The organism is Caballeronia novacaledonica (assembly GCF_900258035.1).
Classification (GTDB): Bacteria; Pseudomonadota; Gammaproteobacteria; order Burkholderiales; family Burkholderiaceae; genus Caballeronia; species Caballeronia novacaledonica.
In genome coordinates, this window is the sequence record NZ_OGTP01000012.1 from 47,162 (window position 1) to 72,469 (window position 25,308).

Consider the following 25,308-nt stretch of genomic DNA (forward strand, 5'->3'; position numbering starts at 1 on the left):
TGCCCTCGCCCGCGACCGCGTCCCGTTTATTCGCCGTCCCACTCGCCGCGCAAATCGCTGTTTTCGAGCAGTTGTAGCAAGGTTTCGGCCGGACGGCTCAGATGTTTCGCACCGAACGCGATGAATTCCACTTCGGGTAATGCCGGCAGCTCCGCGCGATTGACGGGCGCAGCCAGGCCGCGGGCCGCCAGAAAATGCGAACGCACGGTCAGGCCGAGTCCGCCGCGCGCCGCGGCGATGCAACCCGCGTGGCTGCTGCTCGTGCAGACCATTTGCCAGCTCGCGCCGGTCATCGCGAGCGAATCGAGCACGACGCCGCGCGTGACGCTCGGTTCCGAGACGAGAATCAAGGGCAGCGGCCCGCTCGTATCGACGACAGTGCCCGGCTTCGCGAGCCATTCGAGCCGCCCGGTGAAAAGCCGCATGCCGCGCGCATCGCCGATACGCCGCTTGCCGACGGCGAGATCGAGTTCGCCCGCATCGACCATCTGATAAAGGCGTCCCGTCATGCCGATCGTGATTTCCAGTTCGACGTCCGGATGCGTGTCGCGAAACGCCGCGAGCACGCTCGGCAGCGGTCCGAGCGCGATATCGTCCGATGAGCCGAGCCGCACACGTCCGCGCAGGCGCGGCGAGCTGAATTGCGACTGCGCATGCGCCATTGCTTCGAGAATCACGCGGGCGTGGACGAGCATCGCTTCGCCGTCGGCGGTCAGCGCGAGCGAATGCGTGTCGCGCACGAAAAGACGCCGCCCGACGCTCTCCTCCAGGCGCCGGATGTGCTCGGAGACGCTGGATTGCCGAAGCCCGAGTTGCCGCCCTGCATCGGTGAAACTGTGCGACGCGGCCACGGTCGCGAACGTGTTCAGCCAGACTGGATTGAGCATGCGTCATTGTGATCGCCATTGCCGATGACAGTCAATGCGGTTAGCGGTCTTCCCGATGACGCCGCAAGTCATTAACATTTCACATATCGCGCGACAGGCTTGTTTTCAAACGGCTTTCTTCGTCGCGCGGCGACCGTGACTCCGCTTCCCACATGACCAAAAATTCTTCGCACACGGCATTGCTCTGGATCGTCGCCGTGGGCTTCTTCATGCAGGCGCTCGACACGACCATCGTGAACACGGCGCTGCCTTCCATCGCGCGCAGTCTTCACGCCGCGCCGCTCGCGATGCAGTCGATCGTCGTCGCCTACACGCTCACGATGGCGCTGCTCACGCCCGCTTCCGGCTGGCTCGCCGACCGCTTCGGCACGCGCCGCGTCTATCTCGTCTCGATCTCGCTGTTCGTCGTCGGCTCGCTGGCCTGCGCGGGCGCGCATTCGCTGAACCAGCTCGTGCTCGCGCGCGTGCTGCAAGGCGTCGGCGGGTCGATGCTGCTGCCGATCGGCCGTCTCGCCGTGCTGCGCGCCGTCTCCGGCGAAGCGTACGTTTCCGCGCTCGCGATGATCTCCGTCGCCGGTCAGGTCGGCCCGATTCTCGGCCCGACGCTCGGCGGCTGGTTCGTCGAGTCGTTTTCGTGGCACTGGATCTTCCTCATCAATGTGCCGATCGGCGCGGCCGGTCTGTACGCGGTACAGCGCTTCCTGCCGAACGACACGCTGCACGATGCGCCGCCCTTCGACTTCGTCGGCTGCGGATTGCTGTCGATGTGCATGGTGTCGTTCTCGCTCGCGCTCGACAGCCCCGTGGAGACGCACCGCGGCGCGGTATCGGCGGCGCTCTTCGCGCTGGCGGCGGTGTCGGCGTTCGCGTATGTGCCGTACGCGCGGCACAAGCGCAATCCGCTCTTCAAGCTCGAGCTTTTCCACGAGCCGAACTTCAGCGTCGGTTTGATCGGCAATCTGCTGTGCCGCATCGGTTCGAGTGCGGTGCCGTTCCTGCTGCCGCTTCTGATGCAGCTCGAACTCGGCTACAGCCCGCTGCATTCCGGCCTGATGATGCTGCCGATCGCCATCGCCGGCACGATCAGCAAACGCTGGATCGCCCAGCTCGTGAAGCGCTATGGCTACGACATGTTCCTGCTCGTGAACACGGCGCTCGTGGGCGCCTCGATCGTCGCGTTCGCGCTGTTCTCGCCGACGTTGCCGCTCGCCGTCGAAATCGCGATTCTCGTCGTGTTCGGCGCGTGCAACTCGATGCAGTTCGCCGCGATGAACAGCGTCACGCTCAAAGGCCTCTCGATCAAGGACGCCGGCAGCGGCAACAGCCTCTTCTCGATGGTGCAGATGCTCGCGATCGGCCTGGGCGTGTCGATCGGCGGCTCGCTCGTGCAGGTGTTCCAGGGGCCGTTCTCGACCGCGACCGGCTTCAGGCTCAGCTTCGTGTGCATGGGCGTGGTGACGCTGCTGTCGGGCGTCGTGTTCCGTTATCTCGATTCCGCGCCGCAAGGCGCCGCGCCCGTGCGCGCCGGCACGTCCTGACGGTTACGGCTATTCTGTCGGTCCGAACGATTCGTTTTCTTCTGGAGCGCAACCGTGCAATACCGCAAATTCGGCAACACCGGTCTCACCGTTTCGCGTCTCACGCTCGGCACGATGACGTTCGGCCTGCAGACAGAGGAAGACGTGTCGCGCAGCATCATGGATCGCGCGGCGGACGCGGGCGTCAATTTCATCGACGCGGCGAACGTCTATCCGCTCGGCAGCGGGCACGATCTCGCGGGCCGCACCGAGGAGATCGTCGGCCGCTGGCTCAAGGGCCGCCGCGACAGCTACATTCTCGCGACCAAGGCGGCGCATGAGATGGGGCCGCTCGCGTGGCACAAGGGCACGTCGAGGAAGCATCTGCTCGATGCGATCGACGCATCGCTCAAGCGGCTCGACACGGATTACGTCGACCTGTACCAGCTCCATAACGACGATCGCGACACGCCGCTCGACGAGACGCTCGAAGCGCTCGACACCATCGTGCGGCAGGGCAAGGCGCGGTATATCGGCGTATCGAATTTTCTGGCGTACCGGCTCGCGCGTGCGCTCGGCCGCTCGGATGTGCTGCGCGCCGCGCGCTTCGTTTCCGTGCAGCCGCGCTACAACCTGCTGTTTCGCCAGATCGAGCGCGAATTGCTGCCGCTCGCGACCGAGGAAAGTCTCGCCGTGATTCCGTACAACCCGCTCGCGGGCGGTCTGCTGACGGGCAAGCACCGCTTCGATGCCGGCCCGAGCGAAGGCCGCTTCACCGGCGCGGTCGGCAAGGCGGGCGCCATGTACACGCAGCGTTACTGGCACGAGCGCGAGTTTCAGACGATCGAGCAGATCGACAAGATCGTCGCGCCGACAGGACGTTCGCTCGCGAGCACGGCGCTCGCGTGGGTGCTGGCGAATCCGGCGGTGACGTCGGCGATCATCGGCGCGAGCCGGCCCGATCAACTGAACGAGACGCTGGCGGCCGTCGATCAGCCGATCGATCCTGACATCAAAACGAAGCTCGACGAAGCGACGGTCGAATATCGCTTCGGCGACGCATTGCGCTGATTCTTCTCAGACGCGGGCCGCGCGCGCGCGATAAACGCCTTCGAGCGAGTAAATCGCGAGCGCGGCCCAGATCGCGCCATAGCCGAGCAATTGATCGTGCCCGAAGAATTCCTGATAGATCACGACGCCGATCAGCAATTGCAGCGACGGCGTGATGTACTGGATCAGCCCGAGCATCGATAGCGGAATGCGCCGCGCGCCCGCTGCGAAAAGCAGCAGCGGCACGGCGGTCACGGGTCCGGCCGCCGCGAGCAGCAGCTTCACGCCGGGCGACGCATGCGCGAAGCCGCTGCCGCCGTGCGAACTCAGGAAGAAAAGATAGAGCAGCGCGACGGGACACAGCAGCATCGTTTCGAGCGTGAGTCCTTCGAGCGCGCCGAGCGACGCGGTCTTGCGCAAGAGTCCGTAGCCACCGAACGTCAGCGCGAGCGCGAAGCTGATCCACGGCGGCGCGCCGTTCACCCACGTCAGCCACAACACGCCGAGCGCGGCGATCGTCACCGCGATCCATTGCACCGGCCGCAACCGCTCGTGCAGGAACGCCATTCCGAACAGCACGTTCACGAGCGGATTGATGAAGTAGCCGAGGCTCGCCTCGACGATACGCCCGTCGTTCACCGCCCAGATATAGATGCCCCAGTTCGCCGACAACAGCACGGCGCTCGCGGCGAAACGCGCGAGCAGACGCCGGTCGCGCAGAACGGGACCGAGCCACGCCCACTGGCGGCGCACGGTCATGACGATCAGGAGGAAGACCATCGACCACGCCATGCGATGCGCGAGCATCTCGACCGCGCCGATCGAATGCAGAGCCTTGAAGTAGATCGGGAAAAGGCCCCAGATGGCAAAGGCCGAGAATGCGTAGACGACGCCTGGATTCATTGTTCGATGCGTAGAGCGGAGTCGCCGCGCACGAACGATCGGCTCGTTCGCCCGCGTTTTCTTGCCTTATGGCAGGAAAGCGTTCCGCAAGGATTGGAAGCCGGATTTTAGTCGACGCACGGGGTTTGGCTCCAGCGCCCACGCAAACGATGACGGATCGATGGCGAACCCTTCGACGAATTCCCGCTCGAACCTTGAGCGCGAAAGCCGTCCGAAGGGTCGTGCTAGCATGGCCGGCCGCGCGATTGCCGTTCGTCCTCCCGCCCGCCCTACTGTTCGCGAATGAATAACCACAACGTCCATCAAAGTTTCTTTCATATCCTGCTGTGCGCCGTCACGCTCGCGCTCGCGTGGGTGCTGCTGCCGTTTTTCGGCGCGATCTTCTGGGGCGCGATTCTCGCGATCCTGTTTCAGCCGATGCAGCGCTATCTCGCCGCGCGCTTCGGCAAGCGCCGCAATCTCGCCGCGCTGACGACGCTGGCCGCCGCGATTCTCATCGTCATTATTCCGCTCGCGATCGTCGCGGTGACACTCGTGCAGGAAGTCGCGCTCGTCTATGCGCGGATCAAGAGCGGCGAGCTGAACTTCGGGCTGTATTTCCAGCACGCGCTGCATGCGCTGCCCGCATCGGCGCAGCAACTGCTCGGGCGTTTCGGACTCGACGACATCGGCGGCGTGCAGCGCAAGCTCATGGAAGGCGCGTCGCAGATCAGCCAGTTCGCCGCGGCGCAGGCGCTGTCGATCGGGCAGAACACGTTCCAGTTCGTCGTGAGCTTCGGCGTGATGCTGTACCTCGTGTTCTTCCTTTTGCGCGACGGCGGCGAGATCGGCCGACGCATCCGGCGCGCGATTCCGCTCGATCCGGAGCCGAAGCAGCATCTGATCGCGAAGTTCACCACGGTCGTGCGCGCGACGGTCAAGGGCAACATCGCGGTCGCGGCGGTGCAGGGATTGCTCGGCGGATTGATCTTCTGGATTCTGGGTATCGGCGGCTCGCTGTTGTGGGGCGTGCTGATGGCGTTCCTTTCGCTGTTGCCCGCGGTCGGCGCGGCGATCGTCTGGGCGCCCGCGGCGCTCTACTTCTTCATGACGGGGCAGATCGTCAAGGGACTGATTCTCGTCGTGTTCTGCGTCGTGGTGATCGGGCTCGTGGATAACGTGCTGCGGCCGATTCTCGTCGGCAAGGACACGAAGATGCCCGACTGGGTCGTGCTCATTTCGACGCTCGGCGGGATGGCGCTCTTCGGCATCAACGGCTTCGTGATCGGGCCGCTGGTGGCGGCGCTGTTCATGGCGTGCTGGGATCTGTTTTCGCAGGACGAGGCCGGCAAGCTGTAGCCGCAATGCAAAACCGGCGCTGGATCAGCGCCGGTTTTGCGGAGTTCAGCGCGTATTCGGCGCCACGTAACGGCACTCGAACCGTTTTCTCACCGTCCCGTTTTCATCGACGCTTTCCAGATACACGTCGAACTGCCACAAGCGCGCCATGTGCTTGAGGACTTCGTCGCTGTCGTTCGAGAGATGGCGGTTGTCGGTCATGAAGTGACGCAGCGTCAGACTGCGATCGCCGCGCGTATTCACCGAATACACCTGAATATTCGGCTCGCGATGATGAATGTCGTACTGCCGCGACAACGCCTGACGCACATAGCGATACCCGCTGTCGTCGTGAATCGCCGACACTTCGAGCGCGTCGCGCATGTCGTCGTCGAGGATCGAGAACAGACGCATCTCGCGAATCAGATGCGGCGACAAATACTGCGCAATGAAACTTTCGTCCTTGAAGTTGCGCATCGCGTAATGCAAGGACTCGAGCCAGTCGCTGCCCGCGAGTTCGGGGAACCACTCGCGATCTTCGTCCGTCGGGTTTTCGCAGATGCGGCGGATGTCGCTCATCATCGAAAAGCCGAGCGCGTACGGATTGATGCCGCTGTAATACGGCTTCGTCACCGGCGGCTGATACACGACGTTCGAATGCGAGTGCAGAAACTCCATCATGAAGCTGTCTTCGAGACGGCCTTCGTTGTAGAGCGTGTTCAGCAGCGTGTAGTGCCAGAACGTAGCCCAGCCTTCGTTCATGACCTGCGTCTGCCGCTGCGGATAAAAATACTGGCCGATCTTGCGCACGATGCGAATGACTTCGCGCTCCCACGGCTCCAGCAACGGCGCATTTTTCTCCGCGAAGTACAGCAGATTCTCCTGCGGCTCCGGCGGATAGCGGCTCTCGATTTCCTCCGGCGACGGCTCCTTGCCCTTCGGCAGCGTGCGCCACAGTTCGTTGACCTGCGATTGCAGATACGCTTCGCGCTCGCGGCGCATCGCCGCTTCCTTCGCGAGCGAGAGCTTCTGCGGCCGCTTGTAGCGATCGACGCCGTAGTTCATCAGCGCGTGGCACGAGTCGAGCAATTCCTCGACACGATCCAGTCCATAGCGCTCCTCGCACTCCGCGATGTAATTCTTCGCGTAGACGAGGTAATCGATGATTGCGTGGGCGTCCGTCCACAGACGGAAGAGATAGTTGCCCTTGAAGAACGAGTTGTGCCCGTATGCCGCGTGCGCGATCACGAGCGCCTGCATCGTCATGGTGTTCTCTTCCATGAGATACGCGATGCAGGGATTGGAATTGATGACGATTTCGTACGCGAGGCCCATTTGCCCGCGCCGATAGCCTTTCTCGGTCGCGAGAAAATGCTTGCCGAACGACCAGTGCCGATAATTCACCGGCATGCCGACGGACGCGTACGCGTCCATCATCTGCTCGGAACTGATGATTTCGAGTTGAATGGGATAGGTGTCGAGACCGTAACCGTTCGCGACGCGCGAAATCTCGGCGTCGTATTCCTCGATGAGTTCGACGCTCCAGTCCGACGGGCACGGCAGCGGTCGCCGCTTCTCCGATACATTCATTCTGCCTTCCTCGTGCGCCTCGTCTGTCTCTGAGGACGCCTTGCGTTGCCCTTCCTCGGGTCCCAGCCTGGAAGCCGCACGACCGTCCGTGCCTTCGAGCTGATACCCACGCGTCTCGTTGTGCCAATGCGGCTTCGTCATGCGGCCGCCTGCTGTTTTTCGAACAGCTCGCGGAACACCGGATAGATGTCCGCGGCCGAATCGACTTTCTTCATGGCCAGTTCAGGCGCGCCCATCGCAAGCTGAGCATACTCCAACCAGAGATTTTGCTCCTCCGGCGCAACTTGAATATAGGCAAAATACCGGACCTTCGGCAGGATGTCTTCCGCCAGCAGCCTGCGGCACTTGGGGGAATCGTCCGTCCAGTTGTCGCCGTCCGATGCCTGCGCGCCGTAAATGTTCCATTCAGTCGGCGAGTAACGCTCGTCCATGATCTTCTTCATGAGCTCGAGCGCGCTCGATACCACCGTGCCGCCGCTTTCGGTCGAATGGAAGAAGGTGTCTTCGTCCACTTCCTCGGCGCGCGTATGGTGCCGGATGAACACCACCTCGATTTTCTCGTAGTTCCGCTGCAGGAACAGATACAGGAGGATGAAGAAGCGCTTGGACAAGTCCTTGCGCTGCTCGTCCATCGAGCCGGAGACGTCCATCAGGCAGAACATCACCGCCTTGCTCGACGGCGTGGGCTGCTTCACGCGATTGATGTAGCGCAGATCGAACGGATCGATGAATGGAATGCGCGTGATCCGGCCCTGCATGACGACGATATCCGCTTCGAGACGCGCGATCTCTTCCTGATCGGCGTTCTCGTCCTTCAACTGCTCCAGTTGCCGCTCCATTTCGCGCAGTTGCGACGCGAGCGGCCAGCCGAGCGCGATGCGCCGTCCGAGCGCGGAGCGCAAGGACCTCACCACGTCGATGTTGTTCGGCGTGCCTTCCGCCGCCCAGCCCGCGCGCACGTTCTTCCAGGTCGGCACGGCGAGCAGTTGTGTCTTCACGAGACGCGGCAGTTCGAGATCGTCGAAGAAGTACTGCATGAACTCTTCGCGCGACAGCTCGAAGACGAAGTCGTCCTGCCCTTCGCCTTCGTTGCTGGCGCTCTTGCCGCCGCCGCCCGCGCCGCCCGGCGGGCGCGGAATCTTGTCGCCGCGAATGTAATCGGCGTTGCCCGGATGGACGTACTCGCGCTTGCCGCCCGGTCCATGACGGAACGAGGGCTCGGAGATGTCCTTTTTGGGGATGGTGATGCTCTGAGTGCTTTGAATGTCTTTGATACTGCGATCGCGGACCGCGTCGGAAACGGCGCGGCGAATGTAACTCTTGACGCGTCGCAGGAAGCGTTCGCGGTTGGCGATGCTCTTGTTCTTGCCGGCTAACCTGCGGTCGATGATTTGGTGCAGCACATCCAGTCTCCCGCGTTATGGGCGAGCTTGCGAGGCGCCGCGTATGGCTTCGACCGATCGCAGCGTCTCCGTCTCGCAAATGGTCCACATCGACGCCCGGACGCAATCGCCGCGCCTGGGCATCCGGACTTCTCGACTACCGCTATGCGCGGGACCGGAGCCCGGCGCTTCGAGCGCCGGCTCCCGTCTTGCCCTGCATTACGACGACTTGCGCACGCGCAGATACCAGTCGCAGAGGAGCCGGACCTGCTTCGGCGTGTAACCCTTCGCGACCATGCGATTGACGAAGTCTTCATGCTTGCGTTGCTCTTCGGCCGAGCCTTTCGCGTTGAACGAAATCACCGGCAGAAGTTCTTCGGTGTTGGAGAACATCTTCTTCTCGATCACCACGCGCAGCTTTTCATAGCTGATCCACGCGGGATTCTTGCCGCCGTTCGCCGCACGCGCACGCAACACGAAGTTCACGATCTCGTTGCGGAAATCCTTCGGGTTGCTGATGCCCGCGGGCTTCTCGATCTTCTCCAGCTCGGCATTCAACGCCGCCCGGTCGAAGCTCTCGCCGGTGTCGTGATCGCGGAACTCCTGGTCCTGAATCCAGAAGTCGGCGTACGTCACATAGCGGTCGAAGATGTTTTGTCCATACTCCGAATACGACTCCAGATACGCGGTCTGAATTTCTTTCCCGATAAACTCGGCGTAGCGCGAGGCCAGCACGTCCTTGATGAACGACAGGTACTTCTGCTCCGTCTCCGGCGGGAACTGCTCGCGTTCGATCTGCTGTTCGAGCACGTACATGAGATGCACCGGGTTCGCGGCGACTTCGCTCGAATCGAAGTTGAACACGCGCGACAGAATCTTGAACGCGAAGCGCGTGGACACGCCCGTCATGCCTTCGTCGACGCCCGCGTAATCGCGGTACTCCTGATACGACTTCGCCTTCGGGTCCGTGTCCTTCAGGTTCTCGCCGTCATAGACCTGCATCTTCGAGAAGAGGCTCGAATTTTCAGGCTCGTGCAGGCGCGTGAGCACCGCCATCTGCGCCATCATCTTGAGCGTGCCCGGTGCGCAGACCGCCTCGGCGAGGGACGAATTGCGCAAGAGCTTCTCATAGATCTTGATCTCTTCGCCGTAGCGCAGGCAGTACGGCACCTTCACGACGAAGATACGGTCGAGCAGTGCTTCGTTGTTCTTGTTGTTGCGAAATGCCTTCCACTCCGACTCGTTCGAGTGCGCGAGGATCACGCCGTCGAAAGGAATGGCGCCGAAGCCTTCCGTGCCCTTGAAGTTGCCTTCCTGGGTCGCGGTGAGCAGCGGGTGCAGCACCTTGATCGGCGCCTTGAACATTTCGACGAATTCCAGCAAGCCCTGATTGGCGAGGCACAGGCCGCCGGAATAGCTGTATGCGTCCGCGTCGTCCTGCGAATAGGTTTCGAGCTTGCGGATATCCACCTTGCCGACGAGCGACGAGATGTCCTGATTGTTCTCGTCACCCGGTTCGGTCTTCGCGATGCCGATCTGACGCAGGATGGACGGATAGCGGCGCACCACGCGGAACTTGCGGATGTCGCCGTTGTACTCGTGCAGGCGCTTCACGGCCCACGGCGAGAGAATGCTCTTCAGATAACGGCGCGGAATGCCGTACTGCTCTTCGAGCACCGGGCCGTCTTCGTCGTAATCGAAGAGGCCGAGCGGCGACTCGTTGACGGGCGAGCCCTTCAGCGAATAGAACGGCACGCGCTCCATGAGCTGCTTCAGCCGTTCGGCGATCGACGACTTGCCGCCGCCCACCGGACCCAGCAGATACAGGATCTGCTTCTTTTCTTCGAGACCCTGTGCCGCGTGCCGGAAGTACGACACGACGTTCTCGATCACCTCCTCCATTCCATAGAATTCGCGGAACGCCGGGTACACCTTGATGACCTTGTTCGCAAACACACGCGATAAACGCGGGTCGAGGCGAGTGTCGACCATTTCCGGTTCCCCGATGGCCGTCAACATGCGTTCGCCCGCTGTTGCATATGTGGCAGGATCTTCTTTGCAGAGCGCGAGATACTCTTCGAGCGAGAATTCCTCCTCGCGGGTTTTTTCGAAGCGGGTCGCGAAACTGCTGTAGATATCCATGCTACCTCCTCGCCGAAGTCAGAAAGCTATGTCGTGCGCAACGCGCGTAATCGAAACGACATCGCTTGAAATCATCCTAAACCCTTTCGAATTTTTTTTCACGCACTTGCGTTGTTCATTTGCTTCGAAGAATTACTAGCTTGGTGCGTTATTTTCGTTCACCTACAATGCTCTTCCCAATGTCGCTATCGTCTTTCGCGATATTGTTGCTGCCTGTTCGCTTCCCCGCGCTCTTCGCCACATATCCACTGCTTGTGTCCGCCAATGCGACGTGCGCATGCATGCATCGCTTCATGATGAATACGGCCGCTTGCGCTCATAAGATGCAATGTATCGATGCATACGCGCCATCATCGATCATTACGCGAGCACCAGTTCCAGCTCTCCGATGCGATCGATCGCGCCATGCAGCATGCCGGGTCCGTCGACGCGATACGCGCCCGTATAGGAGCCCGTGGTGATGGTCCAGAACGGCTCGACCGTTAAACCCATGCGGCAACAATGGTTGACGAGCCAAGGCAGCAACTCGCGCGGGTCGCCCGCCGGATTGCCGAGCGCGGCCGGCGCGATAGAGACGCCGTCCAGCGTGAATTCGAGGCGCGGCGTGAGAAAGTCGAAGCCCGGCGCGACGACGTCGTAAGGTTCCATGCCCGAGACCACGAGCGCGCCATTGTTCTGCGAATCGGCGAGTTGCGCGAGCGGGTCCACATTGGGCCATTGCGCGAAACGGCTGTCGACGACTTCGAGCGCGACCGCAATACCGCCGATCGCATCGAACACTTCCTCGCGTGTGTAAGGGTCATGTCGCGGCGGCAGCGCATACGCGAAACGAAACGCCACTTCGAGTTCCACCAGCACGCGAAAAAACGATTGAAAAGGCACGCGCGCCGGCGAGACGTGGACGAGCGCGGCGTCGATGGGCGCGCCGGTAGCGAGCGCATCGGGGGCGCGCGCGCCGATCTTCCACGCGCCGATGCGCGCATCCGACTCTCTCAGCATCTCGTGCTGGATCGCGTAGGCGGTGGGCGCGTCGGCCGGAATGTCGGCGGGCGCCAGCGTTTCGATCAGCTGATGCCGGCGGCGGGCGTCCGCAAACTTCGCGGCGAGTGTCGATCCGGTCATGTCGATATCCTCGTGTGAGCGATGACGCACACCCGTCAGTGTACGGGTTACCGGATCGGCGTTGGTCGCGCGCGTGTGCATTCGCGCGCATTCACGACATGCTCAGAACGTTTCCCAGTCGCCGCCGGCGTTCGCGTTCGCCGGCGCTTTGGGCGCCGCCGGCGCTGCGACGGTGCGCTTCGGCGGCGCGACGCGCGGCGTCATCGTTGCACGCGGTGCAACTTTCGCCGCCGGTGCGGATGCGGTCATCGTCGATGCAAGGGGCGCGCCATCCGCCACCTGGAACACCGCCACCGCTTGCCGCAGACGCGCGGCCTGATCTTCGAGCGACTGCGCCGCCGCCGCCGCTTCCTCGACGAGCGCGGCGTTTTGCTGCGTCACCTCGTCCATCTGCGTGACGGCGCGCGACACCTGCTCGATGCCGCTGCTCTGCTCCTCCGACGCCGCCGCGATTTCGCCCATGATGTCGGTCACGCGCTGCACCGCGCCGATGATCTCGTTCATCGTGCGGCCGGCTTCGTCGACGAGCGTCGTGCCGGTGCGCACGCGCGCCACCGAGGTGTCGATCAGCTCCTTGATTTCCTTCGCCGCCGCCGACGAACGCTGCGCGAGACTGCGCACCTCGCCCGCGACGACCGCGAAGCCGCGCCCTTCCTCGCCCGCGCGCGCCGCTTCGACGGCCGCGTTGAGCGCGAGAATGTTGGTCTGGAACGCAATGCCTTCGATGATCGTGATGATGTCCGCGATCTTCGACGAGCTGCCGTTGATCTCGCGCATCGTGTCGACGACCTGCGTGACGACCGCGCTGCCCTTGCCCGCGATGTCCGACGCGTTCGCCGCCAGCGCGCTCGCCTGCCGCGCGTTGTCGGCGTTCTGGCGGACGGTGCCGGTCAGCTCTTCCATGCTCGACGCCGTTTCCTGCAGCGCGGACGCCTGTTCCTCGGTGCGCGAGGATAAATCGGTGTTGCCCGCGGCGATCTGCTGCGTCGCGGACGCGATCGATTCGCTGCCCGAGCGCACGGTGCGCACCGTCGTGAGCAGGCTCGCGCGCATTCTGGCGAGACCTTCTAGCAACTGCCCCATTTCGTCGCGCGACGTGACGGCGACCTCGCGGCGCAGATCGCCCGCGGCGATCGCCTCGAAATGGCCGAGCGCGGCTTCGAGCGGCCGCGCGATCGCGCGCCGCAGCGAGACCCACGCGAACACCGCGGCCGCGATGCCGAGCCCGATCGCGCCGAGACTCAGCGCGCGGAACCACAGGAAGCGGCTCTGCGTCTCGTCGTAACTCTGCTTCGATGCTTCGGTCAGATACTTGCGCAGCGCGTCGTTCGCGTTGGCGAGCTCGTTGTACATCGCCTGCATCGCCTTGGCGTTCGCGATGATGCCGTCGTGATCGTTCGCCATGACCGAGGCGACGCCCTTGTCGACGATGCCTTGCAGCGCGAGACGCTTGTCCTGCACGGCGTCGGCGAGACGCTTTTCGCCCGGCGCCTGCGGCAAGGACGCGTATTCCTTCCAGTAGCCGTCCGCCCGGTCGCGCATCATGCGCGCGCGCTCGACGGTGGACGCCACCTCCGGCGTGCCCGCGAGGAGCGCCGCGCGGTCGAACACGAGCCGCTCGCGCGCGGCGTACATTTCCGCGTTCCCGACCGCGATCGCCGCCGGCATTTGCACCGAGTAGGTTTGCTGAAACGCGCCATTCGAATGGCTCATGCCGGTGAGCCCCAGCGCGCCGATCGCGATGAGCAGCGCACCCAGAAACGCCATCGAAATGCCGAGGCGCGCCTTGATCGTCAAAGCCTTTTTCATTGAGTTTTCCCTGAGGCCGCCCGCGAGCGGTGTCGTCGTCCGTGACTGCGGGTGCGCGTGACATTACGCGGCCGCTATTGACGTAAACGGCGCGAAAGCGCAACGACTTGAGGGAATTATTTCGTCTGACGATAAAACGGCGCGTCAGGCGCGCCGTTTTTCAGCCGACATTGAAAAGTTATGCGGAAATTTCGCTGCGGTGCGGAATAGACGGCTGGGCGCCGTCGCGTGTCACCGCCACCGCCGCCGCGCGCTGGCCGAACGAGATCGCATCGCTCGGAGCGGCGCCGCGCGCCAGTTCCGCCGCGAAACCGCCGATGAACGTGTCGCCGGCGGCGGTCGTGTCGATCGCCTCGACTTTCGGCGACGGCAGATGAACGCCTTCGTCGCCTGCGCCGTCGAGCAGCGCGAGCACGCCTTGTGCGCCGAGCGTCACGATCACGTTGCGCGCGCCTTTCGCCTTGAGCGCCTGCGCGGCGCGGCGCGCGTCGTCGGGCGAATCGATCGTCACGCCCGAGAGCGTCGCGGCTTCCAGTTCGTTCGGAATCAGATAGTCGACGAGCGGAAACCAGTCCGGCGGCAACTTGCGCGCGGCGGGCGCGGGATTGAGGATCGTCGTGCGCCCGAGACGCCGGCCGGCGGCGAGCGCGGCGCGCACGGTTTCGAGCGGCGTTTCGAGCTGGCACACGATGACATCCGCTTGCGCGATCAGCGCTTCCTGCGACGCGATGCGCGCGGGCGTCACTTCGGCATTGCTGCCCGCGACGATGACGATCGCGTTCTGGCTCGCGTCGTCTACGACGATGAGCGCGACGCCCGTCGGCGCATCCGCGCTGGTCGCAAGCGCCGTGCAGTCGATGCCTTCCGCCTCCAGACTGCCCTTGAGCGTCGCGCCGTTCGAGTCGTTGCCGACGCAGCCGATCATCGCGACCTGCGCGCCGAGACGCGCCGCGGCGACCGCCTGATTACCGCCCTTGCCGCCCGGCACCTGCGCGAACGCGTGGCCGGCAAGCGTTTCGCCCGGCCTCGGCAGACGCGGCGCGCGCGCGACGAGATCCATGTTGAGGCTGCCGACCACGGTCACGCGGCCGGTCTTGCTTGCGTCGCCCGAACTGGCGCTGTCTCCCATCTCGATTCCCTTTGAACTGCGTTCTTTATGCCTTCGCGCTGCGCGACTCGGGCACCACGGCTGTCGATTCGCGGCGCACGAGGCGCGGCGCCACCACGCGCCGGCGTGTCGTGCCGGTGAGCTTGCCGGTGATGCGCTCGATCAGCGTCTGCGCGGCCATTTCGCCGAGCGCGCGCACCGATTGTCCCACCGTCGACAAGGCCGGATAGGTGTAGCGCGACAACTCGACATCGTCGAAACCGATGATCGAGCAATCCGTCGGCACGTTGATGTGACGCTCGGCCGCCGCCCGCAGCGCGCCGATGCCCATCATGTCGTTGCACGCGAAGATCGCGGTCGGCTTCATGTTGTCGAGCAGTTGCGAGGCCGCGGCGTAACCGCCCGTCGCGGAAAAGTCGCTCTGCACGATTGCGTTCGGCTCGATCTCGATGCCGCGCTCGGCCATCGCGCGGATGAAGCCGTGCAGGCGCATGGCGGAAACAGCCGTCGCGACCGGCCCCGTGATGCAGCCGATCTTCGAGTGCCCGAGTTGCAGCAGATGCCGCGTCGCGAGATACGCGCCCTTTTCGTGGTCGATCTGCACGAGATCGGATTGCAGCCCTTCGATATTGCGATCGACGATTATGAGCGGCTCGCGCGCGCCCGCAAGACACTGCGCGAGCACGGAATCCTCGCCCGCCGACGCGATCACGAGCCCGTCGATGCGCTTTTCCTGCAGCACACGCAGATAGTTGCGCTGCTTGGCGGGATCGTCGTCGGAGTTGCAGAAGAACACGCAATAGCCGTTCTTCGCGCAGCCGTCCTCGACGCCGCGCGCCAGCTCGGCGAAATACGGATTCGTCGCGTTCGGCACGAGCAGGCCGATGGTCGCCGTCGAGCGCGCCTTCAGCGAGCGCGCGACCGCCGACGGCACGTAGTCGAGCTCGAGAATCGCCCGCTCGACTTTCGCCCGCACGTCGGCCGACACCGGCCGTGAATTGTTCACTACGTGGGATACCGTCGTAAACGACACCCCGGCAATGGCTGCCACGTCTTTGATCGTCGCCATACATCGTCCTTCGCTATCTTGGTCCAACTGCTCTTATTGGTCGTAAGGCGTCCGGCGCGTACTTCTCTTCTCGCGCGCCCTGCTGCTTTCCCCGCGCCCTGCTTGCCGCTTCGCTTCATTTACCGTCGTCGGGCGCTTATTCCGCCCCGTGCGGATCGCGCCGCCGACGTCCATCGGTCAGACAAACGATTACACACGCTTCCTTCTGCTGCGGTATGTGTCCAGCACCACCGCCACCACGATCACCGCGCCGGTAATGATGCGCTTGGTCGGCTCGTTCGCGCCGATCTGCGCCAGTCCCGCCGCCAGCACGGAGATGATCAACACCCCGAAAAACGTGCTGATGACCGAGCCGCGCCCGCCCATCAGGCTCGTTCCGCCGATCACGACGGCCGCGATCACCTGAAGCTCCAGCCCCGCGCCCGCGTTCGGATCGGCGGCTTCCAGGCGCGAAATCTGGAACAGCGCCGCGAGGCCCGAAAGCGCGCCCATCAGCGCGAAAACGATCACCTTGTACGGCCGCGGATTGACGCCCGCGAGCCGCACCGCTTCCTCGTTCGTGCCGATTCCTACGAGATATCGGCCAAAAACCGTCCGGGTCAAGACCAGATGCGCGATTATCATCACCGCGACCGCGATCAGGAACGCGGGCGAGATGCCGAACGCGATCGGATTCGACAGAAAATCGAACGCATCGCCGATATACGCCGTGCGCGAATTCGTCATCTGATACGCGAGCCCGCGCGCGCCTTCCAGCACGCCGAGCGACACGATGAACGACGGAATTCGCCACGCCACCGTCACGAGGCCCGTGACCGTTCCCGTCAGCGCGGCCGCCGCGAGGCCGATCAGCGCGGCGGGAAACGCCGGCCAGTGCCACTTGAGCGCGGCCACGCTCACGACCGACGCGCCCAGCGCCAGCACCGAGCCCACCGACAGATCGATGCTCGCGATGATCAGCACGAACGTCATGCCGACCGACATCACGACGAGATCCGGAATCTGGTTCGCGATCGTGCTGAACGTGTCGTACGTCAGGAAGTGCGCGCTCAGCACGGAAAACAGCGCGATCATCGCGGCCAGCGCACCCGCGAGTCCCAGGTAATTCGAAATGCCGAGACGCGTGCCGACGCCTTTCGCGCTCTTCGGTGCATCGGCGGGCAGGTTCGCTTCGCTCATTCAGTGCTCCACGTTGTCTTCGGGCGCTTTCGCGTCGGGCGCGATCGGGTCGTGCAGGATCGCCTCGCGCTTCGCGTAACCCGAGAACGCCGCCGCCAGCAGCGCGTCCTGCGTCCAGTTCGCGCGCTCGAACACGCCCGTCATGCGCCCGGCCGACATCACGCCGATCCGGTCGCAGATCAGCATCAGTTCGCGCAGGTCGCTCGACACGACGACGAGCGCGCGTCCTTCGCGGGCCAGCGCGCCCATCAGCCCGTAAATATCGAACTTGGCGCCGACGTCGATGCCGCGCGTCGGTTCGTCGAACAGCAGCACCGAGCAGTCACGCGCGAGCCAGCGGCCGATCACGACTTTCTGCTGATTGCCGCCCGACAGCTCCGACACCGCCTGCGCCGGACCGGACGTGCGGATGCGCATCGCGTCGATCTGGCGTTGCGCGAGCGCGGATTCCCGGCGCGTATCGACGATGCCGTGCCGCGCCACCGCGCCCAGGTTTCCGAGTGAAACGTTCGCGGCGATCGGCAAGCTCAGCAACAGGCCTTCGCCCTTGCGGTCCTCCGTGATGAGCGCGATGCCTTCCTCGACCGCATCCGAAGGCGACTGCACCGACACGCGCCGCAGCGCTGCGCCGTTGCGCGCGACCGACACCGTGCCCGCGTCGGCGCGATCCGCGCCGTAAATGAGGCGCATGAGTTCGGTGCGGCCCGCGCCGATCAGCCCGCTCACGCCGAAAATCTCGCCCGCGCGCACCTCGAACGACACGTCGCGCACGACCGGCGCGCGCGTCATGCCTTCCACCTTCAGCGCGACGCCGCCGATGCGCCGCTCGCCCAGGTCGATGCGCTCGCCGATCTCGCGTCCGACCATCAGCGTGACGAGGCGATCGCTCGTGAGTTCGTCCATCGGACCGATGTGCACGAGGCGTCCGTCGCGCAGCACGGCCGCGCGCTCGGCGATGCGCCGCAATTCCTCCAGCCGGTGCGAGATGTAGACGAGCGCGACGCCGCGCGCCTTCAGCCGCTCGACCTGCTCGAACAGCAGATCGACTTCGCGGGCGGTGAGCATCGCGGTCGGCTCGTCGAGGATCAGCACGCGGCAATCGCCGATCAGGTTGCGCGCGATCTCGACCATCTGCTGATGCCCGATGCCGAGACTCTCGACGAGCGTGTCCGGGTCGATCGCGTCGAGCCCGACTTGCGCCATCGCGTGACGCGCGTCTTCCGCGAGCCGCTTCCGGTCGATCCAGCCGAAGCCCTTGCGCGGCAAGCGGTTCAAAAACAGATTTTCCGCCACCGATAACGTCGGCAGCAGGTTCAGCTCCTGCATCACCATGCGCACGCCGAGCGCTTCGGCGTCCGAGCGGCTTTTCGGCGCGTAGGGCCGGCCGGCGAGCGTCATGGTGCCCGTGGTCGGGTCCGTCAGTCCGCCGATGATCTTCGACAGCGTGCTCTTGCCCGCGCCGTTCTCGCCCGTGAGCGCGAGCACTTCGCCGGGCACGAGCTCCAGCGACACCTCCGCCAGCACCGGCTCGACGTAGGTCTTGCCGATGTCCGTCACCGTCAGCACGTTCGCGTCGTTCGATCCGGTCATGGGGCGCTTCAAGGCTTCGCTGTGCATCCTCGTGGTGGTCCCGCGCGGAAAGCGTCCGGATGGCCGCGGATCACTCCGCGCCGTCTGCCTTCCGCGCTCGTCAGTACGTTATCGGCACGCTGGCCGATAACTTTAGGCTTTCGTGCGAAGCGGCGCCGAACCTTATTTCGTCACGAGATCGACCGGCGTTTCCACGACCTGCGAAAGCTCCGACTGCTTCTTGTGGCCCGCGATCGCCTTCAGCGCCACGTCGATGCCGAACACCGCCTGCTTCGCCGCGTACTGGTCGGCGGTCGCGAGCACGCGGCCGTCCTTGAGCATCGGCTTGATCGCGCCGATATTGTCGAAGCCGACGACCTGCACCTTGCCCGCCTTGCCCGCCGCGCGAATCGCCGACACGGCGCCGATCGCCATGTTGTCGTTGTCGCACAGGAGCGCCTTCACGTTCGGGTTCGCGTTCAGGATCTGCGACGCCACCGCGTTGCCCTTGTCGATTTCCCACTCGCCCGACTGGAGCGCGACGACCTTCATGCCGGCCGCGTCCATCGCTTTCTTGAAGCCCGCGCTGCGCGCCTGCGAGTTCGTGGTGGTCGTCACGCCTTCGATGATCGCGACTTCATCGCCCTTCTTGAGCTTCGGCGCCAGATAATCGCCGACCTTTTTCGCGCCCTTCTTGTTGTCCGGGCCGACGAACGGCACGTTCAGATCCTTGGACTTGAGCACGTCCGGATCGAGCCGGTTGTCGATATTCACGACGATGATGCCCGCGTCCGCCGCCTTCTTGATGACCGGCACGAGCGCCTTCGAATCGGCCGGCGCGATGATGAGCGCGTCGACCTTCGAGACGATCATCTGCTCGACGATGCGGATCTGCGCGGCGGTGTCGGTTTCATCCTTGATGCCGTTGGTGATCAGGTCGAACTGGCTGGGGTTGTGCGCCTGATAGTCTTTCGCGCCGTTTTCCATGGTCAGGAAGAACTCGTTGGCGAGCGACTTCATGACGAGTGCGACCTTCGGCTTGCCCGCCGTTTGCGCGAATGCGGATGACGAGGCGAACGGCAACGCGCTGCAGACGGCGAGCGCGACGGCGGCCGACAGGACGCGTCGGCGAAGGGTTCGGTTCATGCGGATCTCCGTGCTTTGTTCTGGTTTGTCTGGTCTTTCGAGCAACGCGTGTCGATCCGCACTTCGCGCTGCGCGCCCGAGCCTTGGATCGCCCTTGCGGGTGCGGTTTTCAACGTTTGCTCGCCGTCGATTCTCGTTAAACGGACGCCGAAGGTCAATCGGGCTAACGTGTAGTCCGGACGGTTGCGAGCGGCGGCTCACGGGCCACGCGTGGCCGCTCGAATCAGAGATCTTCGACCGATTCCCCGTCCACCTTCTTGTCGATGATGTCGCGCGCGTAGTCGATGCCCGCGCGCGTCGCGTCGATCGGGCTGTCGAAAGGTTCCTGATCGGGCACGCCGAACATCACCGAGCGGCCGCTCTCGCCATGCGCGCTTTTCGCGATCGTCACGACGATGTCGAAGTGTCGTGGACCGTCGTCGGGCTCGTCGCGTTCTTTCGCGCGCCGCAACGCCTGCACCTTGATTTCGAAGCCCTTGTAATGGTCGGACAGCGGCGTGGACATGAACCGTCTCCTTTGCGTTGGACATGCATCGCACGATCATACGTCGGCCGTGTGCTTCGTGCGGATCGTCGGTCGGTGAAAGGCGCTTGCAAGCGTTATTCCCGCAGTCCGCGCTCTACCGATTTCACCCTATCCCACACACCGTTCATATTGGGTTTGCCATAATGCGCGGGCGGCATGCCGCTATGGACGGGCGCCGTCGAAGAATAAACCGTCACTCAAATCAGGGAGCGTCATATGACTATTCGAGCCACCGCCCTCATCGCCGTGCTGAGCCTCACGCTCGGCGCGAACGCTGCTTTCGCCGCCAACAGTCAGCAAAACAAGATGTCCGACTGCAACAAGCAGGCAGGCGATAAAAAAGGCGACGACCGCAAGGCCTTCATGAAGAGCTGTCTGTCCGCCGCGCCCGCCGCTGCTTCCGCGCCGATGACGCAGCAGCAGAAGATGACCGCCTGCAATCAGCAGGCAACCGACAAGAAAGGCGACGACCGCAAGGCGTTCATGAAGAGCTGTCTCAGCAACAAGGGCTGATCTCGCCAGCACGCCTCCTCACGCCGCGCCGCTCGTGCGCGGCGACCCTTTCGTATTTACGCAGCCTACCGGCCGATATTGCACTGCACCCAAGCAATTGATTCGCACCGTCGTCTTTTTCTCATAAGATGGCGCGAAGGCGGCCCCTCACGAATACAAGAAATACGCCATCGGCCGCCGCCATTTCGAGCGAGGCGACACGCCGCGCATGGAGGCATCCGAATGGCATGGAAACATAAAAACCGCTGGTTCAGGCGGTGGCTCGTGATTATCACGTTCTGGTTCGTGCCGGTGCTGATCGTCGCGGTGAACGAAGTGCGCGAGGAGATGGCGTACAACACCGTCGATCTTCAGAAGGCGCTCTCGACCTGGGAGCTGACCGACGCACAACGCGCCGCCGGCGTCGCCGCGCGCTGTCACGGCGCACCCGACGAGGCCCGCGCCGCCGGTTGCCCCGCCGATGTCCTCACGGCCAACGCGGCCAAACATCAGGAAGCGCTCGACGAATATGCGCATCGCAAGGCGACGCTCGCCGATTATCTGTGGCATGCCTTCGTCGGCTACTGGATCGTGCCCGCTGCGTTCCTGCTCGTGCTCGGCATGCTGATCGGCGGCATCAGGCGCGCGTTGCGCCGTCCGCAGCGTGCGCCGGCGCCGGCAAGCGCCGAGGTAAAAACGACGACCCATCCGTGATCGATGCCCGGGTACGGTCGTTGCTACTTCTCTTGGCGGTTTTCTCGTACGACGTTAAGGCGGCGTCACGAAAATTCTGCTTATTCCGAGGCCGCGCTTCGGGCGAAAACGCCGGTTCCATTTCGGTTTGGTCGAAGCTTCGTCTACCCTTGTAGCAGGCCGAACCGCGATCGAAAGTCGGACGTAATTTAGCAGGCTGCGGTCGCTTATGGGGCCGGATTCGGAGTAAGCTAAGGCCGAGCGTTTGCCCCGAATGTTGCGGAGCCTGAGAACCAGGCGTGACAAGGCTTCGGGCGCACGGATCGGGGCTCGTGTTTTCAGGTTGCTGTGCTATAAACTTGGCGTGCCTCACCTCCCGCTCTATGGGGTTTCCTAATTCCACGATGGAGAACAATGATGCAAAGACGAAACTTCATGCTCAAGTCGACGGCCGTTCTGGCGCTGGGAGGCCTCGCGCTTGCCGGCTGCACGGCGAACAGGAACTCCGGCAGTGAAGCGGCCGCGGGCGCCGCCGATGACCGGCGCTCCATCGACGCCGACGTCGACAGCACCATCCAGCGTCTTTACGCCACGGTCGGCGGCTCGCGCGAACTGGTCGCAAAGGCGCGCGGCGTGCTGGTGTTCCCGTCAGTGCTTCAGGCCGGCTTCATCGTCGGCGCGCAATACGGCAAGGGTGCGCTGCGTGTCGGCGGCAGCACGGTCGGCTACTACAGCACGACGTCCGGTTCGTTCGGCCTGCAGGCGGGCGCGCAATCGAAGGCGCTGATCTTCCTGTTCATGACGCAGGACGCTCTCGACAAATTCCGCAACTCCGACGGCTGGTCGGCGGGCGCGGACGCATCGGTGGCGCTGGTGAAGATGGGCGCGAACGGCGCGATCGACACCACCACCGCCACGAAGCCTGTCGAAGCGATCGTGCTGACCAACGCGGGCCTGATGGCCGATGTCTCGCTGCAAGGCACGAAGGTGTCGCGCATCAAGTACTGAAGCGCGGCGCTTCCCTCGCGGCGAATGCAGAACCGCCGTGTGGTGCGACTTTCGGGTCGCGCCACACGGCGGTTTTTTTGCGGGTTCTCTTGCGATCAGCTCGTCGTCGCGCGGTCGATCACCTTGAAGCGCGTACGCTTTTGCGCGCGCACGACCGCCTGATACGCGTCGAGATATTGCCGCGCCATCCGATGCGACGTGAAGCGCTCCTCGAAGCGCGCGCGCACGCGTTCGCGCGACAACGTGTGCAGCCGATTCACCGCGGCCACCGCGCCGATCTCATCCTCGACGATGAAGCCCGACACGCCTTCGTCCAGCACTTCCGGCACCGAGCCGCGATTGAACGCGATGACCGGCGTGCCGCACGCCATCGCTTCGATCATCACGAGCCCGAAGGGCTCCGGCCAGTCGATCGGGAACATGAGCGCGTGCGCGCCCGAGAGAAACTCGGCCTTCTGACTATCGTTGATCTCGCCGACATATTCGACGTACGGCAGCTCCAGCAGCGGCGCGATCTCGCGCTCGAAATACTCGTGATCGGCGAAATCGACCTTGGCGGCGATCTTGATCGGCAAGCCGCAGCGTCCCGCGATACGAATGGCCGTATCGACACGCTTTTCCGGCGAGATGCGCCCGAGGAACGCCAGATACTTCTGCTCGACCGGCTGCGGCACGTAGAGCTTCTCCGGCAGGCCGTGATACACGGTGCTGACCCACTTCGCCTGCGGCAGCGGATGACGCTGCGCATCGGAAATGGAAATCACGGGTGCCGTGTTGAACGTGTCGAAGACCGGCTGCTGCTCGGGAAGATCGAGACGGCCGTGCATCGTCGTGACGAACGGCGTGTCCTGGCGCTTGAAGAGCGAGAACGAGTAATAGTCCATGTGGAAGTGGAGGACGTCGAACTCTTCGGCTCGGCGGCGCACCAGTTCCATCAGCAGCATGTGAGGCGCGATGCGGTCGCGGATCGCCGGGTCGAGCCGCAACGCGCGCGGCCACACGGCTTCCAGGTTGGCGCTGGTTTGCGAATCGCCGGTTGCGAAGAGCGTCACGTCATGACCGAGCTCGACGAGCGCCTCGGTGAGATACGAAACGACGCGCTCGGTCCCGCCATACAGCTTCGGCGGCACCGACTCGGTCAGCGGAGCAATCTGGGCAATTCTCATCGTTCTCGTCTCCATGCGGATATCGGCCGCAGCGCGCATCGAGTATGACAGCGAGCCGTAAGGTCGGACAACAAGGTTTGCCCTTACGCGTAATTCCGTCTCGCGCGGTTCGACGGCGCCGTGAATGCATTATCGAGTGCAAGCGCGCCCGCCACGGACGTCTATTGCACTTTCATCGCTCTGTTACACCAGCGAAACACTCGTTTCGCGCGACGGTTACGCTTTCGCGTCGCCGCGCAGATCCGCGAGGAAGTCGTCGCGCCATACGCCCAGATCGTGTTTGCGCAGCGCGACCATGTTGGTTTCGTAGCGCTGCTTGCGCTCGGCGAGCGGCATTGCGAGCGCGCGCCCGATCGCCTCGCTCGTGCCGACGATGTCATGCGGGTTGACCATCACCGCGCCGGTCATTTCATCGGCCGCGCCGGCGAATTGCGACAGCACGAGCACGCCGGGATCGTCCGGATTCTGCGCGGCGATGTATTCCTTCGCGACGAGATTCATGCCGTCGCGCAGCGGCGTGACGAGCCCGATTTGCGATTCGCGAAAGAGCGACATCAGCTTCCAGCGGTCGTAGCGCTGGTTGAGATAGCGGATCGGCGTGTAGTCGAGCCCGGAATAGCGCCCGTTGATACGCCCCGCTTCGTACTCCAGGTTCTGGCGGATCTGCTGATAAGTCTCGACGTCCGAGCGCGTCGGCGGCGCGATCTGCACGAGCGTGACGTTGCCGCGCCATTCGGGCGATTTCTCCAGAAAATGCTCGAACGCGCGAAAACGCTCGACGAGCCCTTTCGAGTAATCGAGCCGGTCCACGCTCATGATGAGCTTGCGGCCTTCGAGGCTCTGCTTCAGGTCCATCACGTCCTGACGCGCTTCGCCGCGTTCGGCCTGCTCCGCGATTTCGTCCGGAAACACGCCGATGCGATACACGTTCGTCCTGAGCTTTCGTCCGAACGCTTCGACGCGGCCGTCGGACGTCGCGCTGCCGTGCGCGTGCCGCACGATGTAGTCGTGAAACGCGACGCGGTCCCGTTCGGTCTGAAAACCGACCACGTCGTAGCAGCACAGCGACCTGACCAGTTCCTCGTGCGGCGGAATGTTCAAGAGAATCTGCGGCGACGGAAACGGAATATGCAGGAAGAAGCCGATGCGATTGCTGATGCCCGCCGAGCGCAGCGCTTCGGCGAACGGGATCATGTGATAGTCGTGGACCCAGATGATGTCGTCGGGTTCGAGCAGCTTGATGAGCTTGTGCGCGAGCCACGCGTTCACGCGCCGGTAGCCGGCGTATTCGTCGCGATCGTAGACGGCGAGATCGTTGCGATAGTGGAAGACCGGCCAGAGCATCGCGTTCGAGAAGCCGCGGTAATACTGGTCGTAGTCCTTCTTCGGCAGGCCGACGGTCGCGAACGTCACCGCGCCGTCCTGTTCGAGCTTCGGCCCCTGGTTCGCCACGGTTTCGCTCACCACGTCCCCGCTCCAGCCGAACCAGACGCCGCCGCTGTCCTTCAGCGCGCCGAAGACGCCGACGGCGAGCCCGCCCGCGGAGCCCTTGGTTTCGGTCGGCGTGGCGACCCGGTTGGATACGACGACGAGACGGCTCATATGCGTTCCTTTTCCTCTTCGAACTCTTCTT

Annotated in this window: 21 protein-coding genes; 6 read left to right on the top strand and 15 right to left on the bottom strand. The window is 63.8% G+C overall.

Translation table 11 applies throughout. The features are described from left to right. Positions 1-26: 26 nt before the first annotated feature. Positions 27-887, bottom strand: a complete 861-nt coding sequence (locus NOV72_RS17930) for a LysR family transcriptional regulator (protein WP_106855942.1) — start codon at positions 885-887, stop codon at positions 27-29. 83 nt (positions 888-970) lie between these two features. Here NOV72_RS17930 and NOV72_RS17935 point away from each other — a divergent pair, with 83 nt between their 5' ends. Then, positions 971-2,425, top strand: coding sequence for a DHA2 family efflux MFS transporter permease subunit (locus NOV72_RS17935; RefSeq protein ID WP_281261816.1), 1,455 nt, complete (start codon positions 971-973; stop codon positions 2,423-2,425). Positions 2,426-2,479: 54 nt separating this feature from the next. Continuing rightward, a complete protein-coding gene (locus NOV72_RS17940; RefSeq protein WP_106855944.1) occupies positions 2,480-3,475 on the top strand; it encodes an aldo/keto reductase in 996 nt (331 codons plus the stop codon). 6 nt (positions 3,476-3,481) lie between these two features. Here NOV72_RS17940 and rarD read toward each other — a convergent pair whose 3' ends face one another. Beyond that, entirely contained in the window at positions 3,482-4,357 is an 876-nt protein-coding gene (rarD, locus tag NOV72_RS17945; RefSeq protein ID WP_106855945.1) for an EamA family transporter RarD, read from the bottom strand. Positions 4,358-4,639: 282 nt separating this feature from the next. Here rarD and NOV72_RS17950 point away from each other — a divergent pair, with 282 nt between their 5' ends. Then, on the top strand, positions 4,640-5,695 hold the full coding sequence (locus NOV72_RS17950) for an AI-2E family transporter (RefSeq protein WP_106855946.1): 1,056 nt from the start codon (positions 4,640-4,642) through the stop codon (positions 5,693-5,695). Positions 5,696-5,740: 45 nt separating this feature from the next. Here NOV72_RS17950 and NOV72_RS17955 read toward each other — a convergent pair whose 3' ends face one another. From NOV72_RS17955 to NOV72_RS18005, 11 genes are all read right to left on the bottom strand, one after another. Next, a complete protein-coding gene (locus NOV72_RS17955; RefSeq protein ID WP_106855947.1) occupies positions 5,741-7,405 on the bottom strand; it encodes a SpoVR family protein in 1,665 nt (554 codons plus the stop codon). Continuing rightward, complete coding sequence (locus NOV72_RS17960; RefSeq protein WP_106855948.1) at positions 7,402-8,667, bottom strand: YeaH/YhbH family protein; 1,266 nt, start codon at positions 8,665-8,667, stop codon at positions 7,402-7,404. The genes NOV72_RS17955 and NOV72_RS17960 overlap by 4 nt, the downstream gene beginning before the upstream one ends. 198 nt (positions 8,668-8,865) lie before the next feature. Further along, the gene (locus NOV72_RS17965) at positions 8,866-10,788 is read right to left on the bottom strand and encodes a PrkA family serine protein kinase (RefSeq protein WP_008349646.1); all 1,923 of its coding nucleotides are present in this window, start codon (positions 10,786-10,788) and stop codon (positions 8,866-8,868) included. Between the two features lie 360 nt (positions 10,789-11,148). After that, positions 11,149-11,910, bottom strand: a complete 762-nt coding sequence (locus NOV72_RS17970; RefSeq protein WP_106855949.1) for a hydratase — start codon at positions 11,908-11,910, stop codon at positions 11,149-11,151. A 102-nt stretch (positions 11,911-12,012) separates the two neighbouring features. Next, a complete protein-coding gene (locus NOV72_RS17975; RefSeq protein ID WP_106855950.1) occupies positions 12,013-13,719 on the bottom strand; it encodes a methyl-accepting chemotaxis protein in 1,707 nt (568 codons plus the stop codon). Between the two features lie 178 nt (positions 13,720-13,897). Next, the gene (rbsK, locus tag NOV72_RS17980; RefSeq protein ID WP_106855951.1) at positions 13,898-14,848 is read right to left on the bottom strand and encodes a ribokinase; all 951 of its coding nucleotides are present in this window, start codon (positions 14,846-14,848) and stop codon (positions 13,898-13,900) included. Between the two features lie 25 nt (positions 14,849-14,873). Then, positions 14,874-15,896: a LacI family DNA-binding transcriptional regulator gene (locus NOV72_RS17985; protein ID WP_106855952.1), complete on the bottom strand. Its 1,023-nt coding sequence runs from the start codon at positions 15,894-15,896 to the stop codon at positions 14,874-14,876. Between the two features lie 189 nt (positions 15,897-16,085). Further along, complete coding sequence (locus NOV72_RS17990; RefSeq protein ID WP_106855953.1) at positions 16,086-17,075, bottom strand: ABC transporter permease; 990 nt, start codon at positions 17,073-17,075, stop codon at positions 16,086-16,088. Next, positions 17,076-18,665, bottom strand: a complete 1,590-nt coding sequence (locus NOV72_RS17995) for a sugar ABC transporter ATP-binding protein (protein ID WP_106856043.1) — start codon at positions 18,663-18,665, stop codon at positions 17,076-17,078. Between the two features lie 162 nt (positions 18,666-18,827). After that, positions 18,828-19,790, bottom strand: a complete 963-nt coding sequence (locus NOV72_RS18000) for a sugar ABC transporter substrate-binding protein (RefSeq protein ID WP_106855954.1) — start codon at positions 19,788-19,790, stop codon at positions 18,828-18,830. 223 nt (positions 19,791-20,013) lie between these two features. After that, positions 20,014-20,295: a hypothetical protein gene (locus tag NOV72_RS18005; protein WP_106855955.1), complete on the bottom strand. Its 282-nt coding sequence runs from the start codon at positions 20,293-20,295 to the stop codon at positions 20,014-20,016. 237 nt (positions 20,296-20,532) lie between these two features. Here NOV72_RS18005 and NOV72_RS18010 point away from each other — a divergent pair, with 237 nt between their 5' ends. The 3 genes from NOV72_RS18010 to NOV72_RS18020 all read left to right on the top strand — a co-directional run bounded on the left by NOV72_RS18010 (position 20,533) and on the right by NOV72_RS18020 (position 22,509). Then, entirely contained in the window at positions 20,533-20,829 is a 297-nt protein-coding gene (locus NOV72_RS18010; RefSeq protein ID WP_106855956.1) for a PsiF family protein, read from the top strand. Positions 20,830-21,051: 222 nt separating this feature from the next. Then, the gene (locus tag NOV72_RS18015; RefSeq protein ID WP_106855957.1) at positions 21,052-21,522 is read left to right on the top strand and encodes a hypothetical protein; all 471 of its coding nucleotides are present in this window, start codon (positions 21,052-21,054) and stop codon (positions 21,520-21,522) included. A 396-nt stretch (positions 21,523-21,918) separates the two neighbouring features. Continuing rightward, positions 21,919-22,509 (top strand): BPSL1445 family SYLF domain-containing lipoprotein, encoded by a 591-nt coding sequence (locus tag NOV72_RS18020; RefSeq protein ID WP_106856044.1) that lies wholly within the window; start codon positions 21,919-21,921, stop codon positions 22,507-22,509. A gap of 95 nt (positions 22,510-22,604) precedes the next feature. Here NOV72_RS18020 and NOV72_RS18025 read toward each other — a convergent pair whose 3' ends face one another. Further along, on the bottom strand, positions 22,605-23,675 hold the full coding sequence (locus NOV72_RS18025) for a glycosyltransferase family 4 protein (protein WP_106856045.1): 1,071 nt from the start codon (positions 23,673-23,675) through the stop codon (positions 22,605-22,607). 216 nt (positions 23,676-23,891) lie between these two features. Further along, complete coding sequence (gene otsA / locus NOV72_RS18030) at positions 23,892-25,277, bottom strand: alpha,alpha-trehalose-phosphate synthase (UDP-forming) (protein ID WP_106855958.1); 1,386 nt, start codon at positions 25,275-25,277, stop codon at positions 23,892-23,894. Positions 25,278-25,308: the final 31 nt, after the last annotated feature.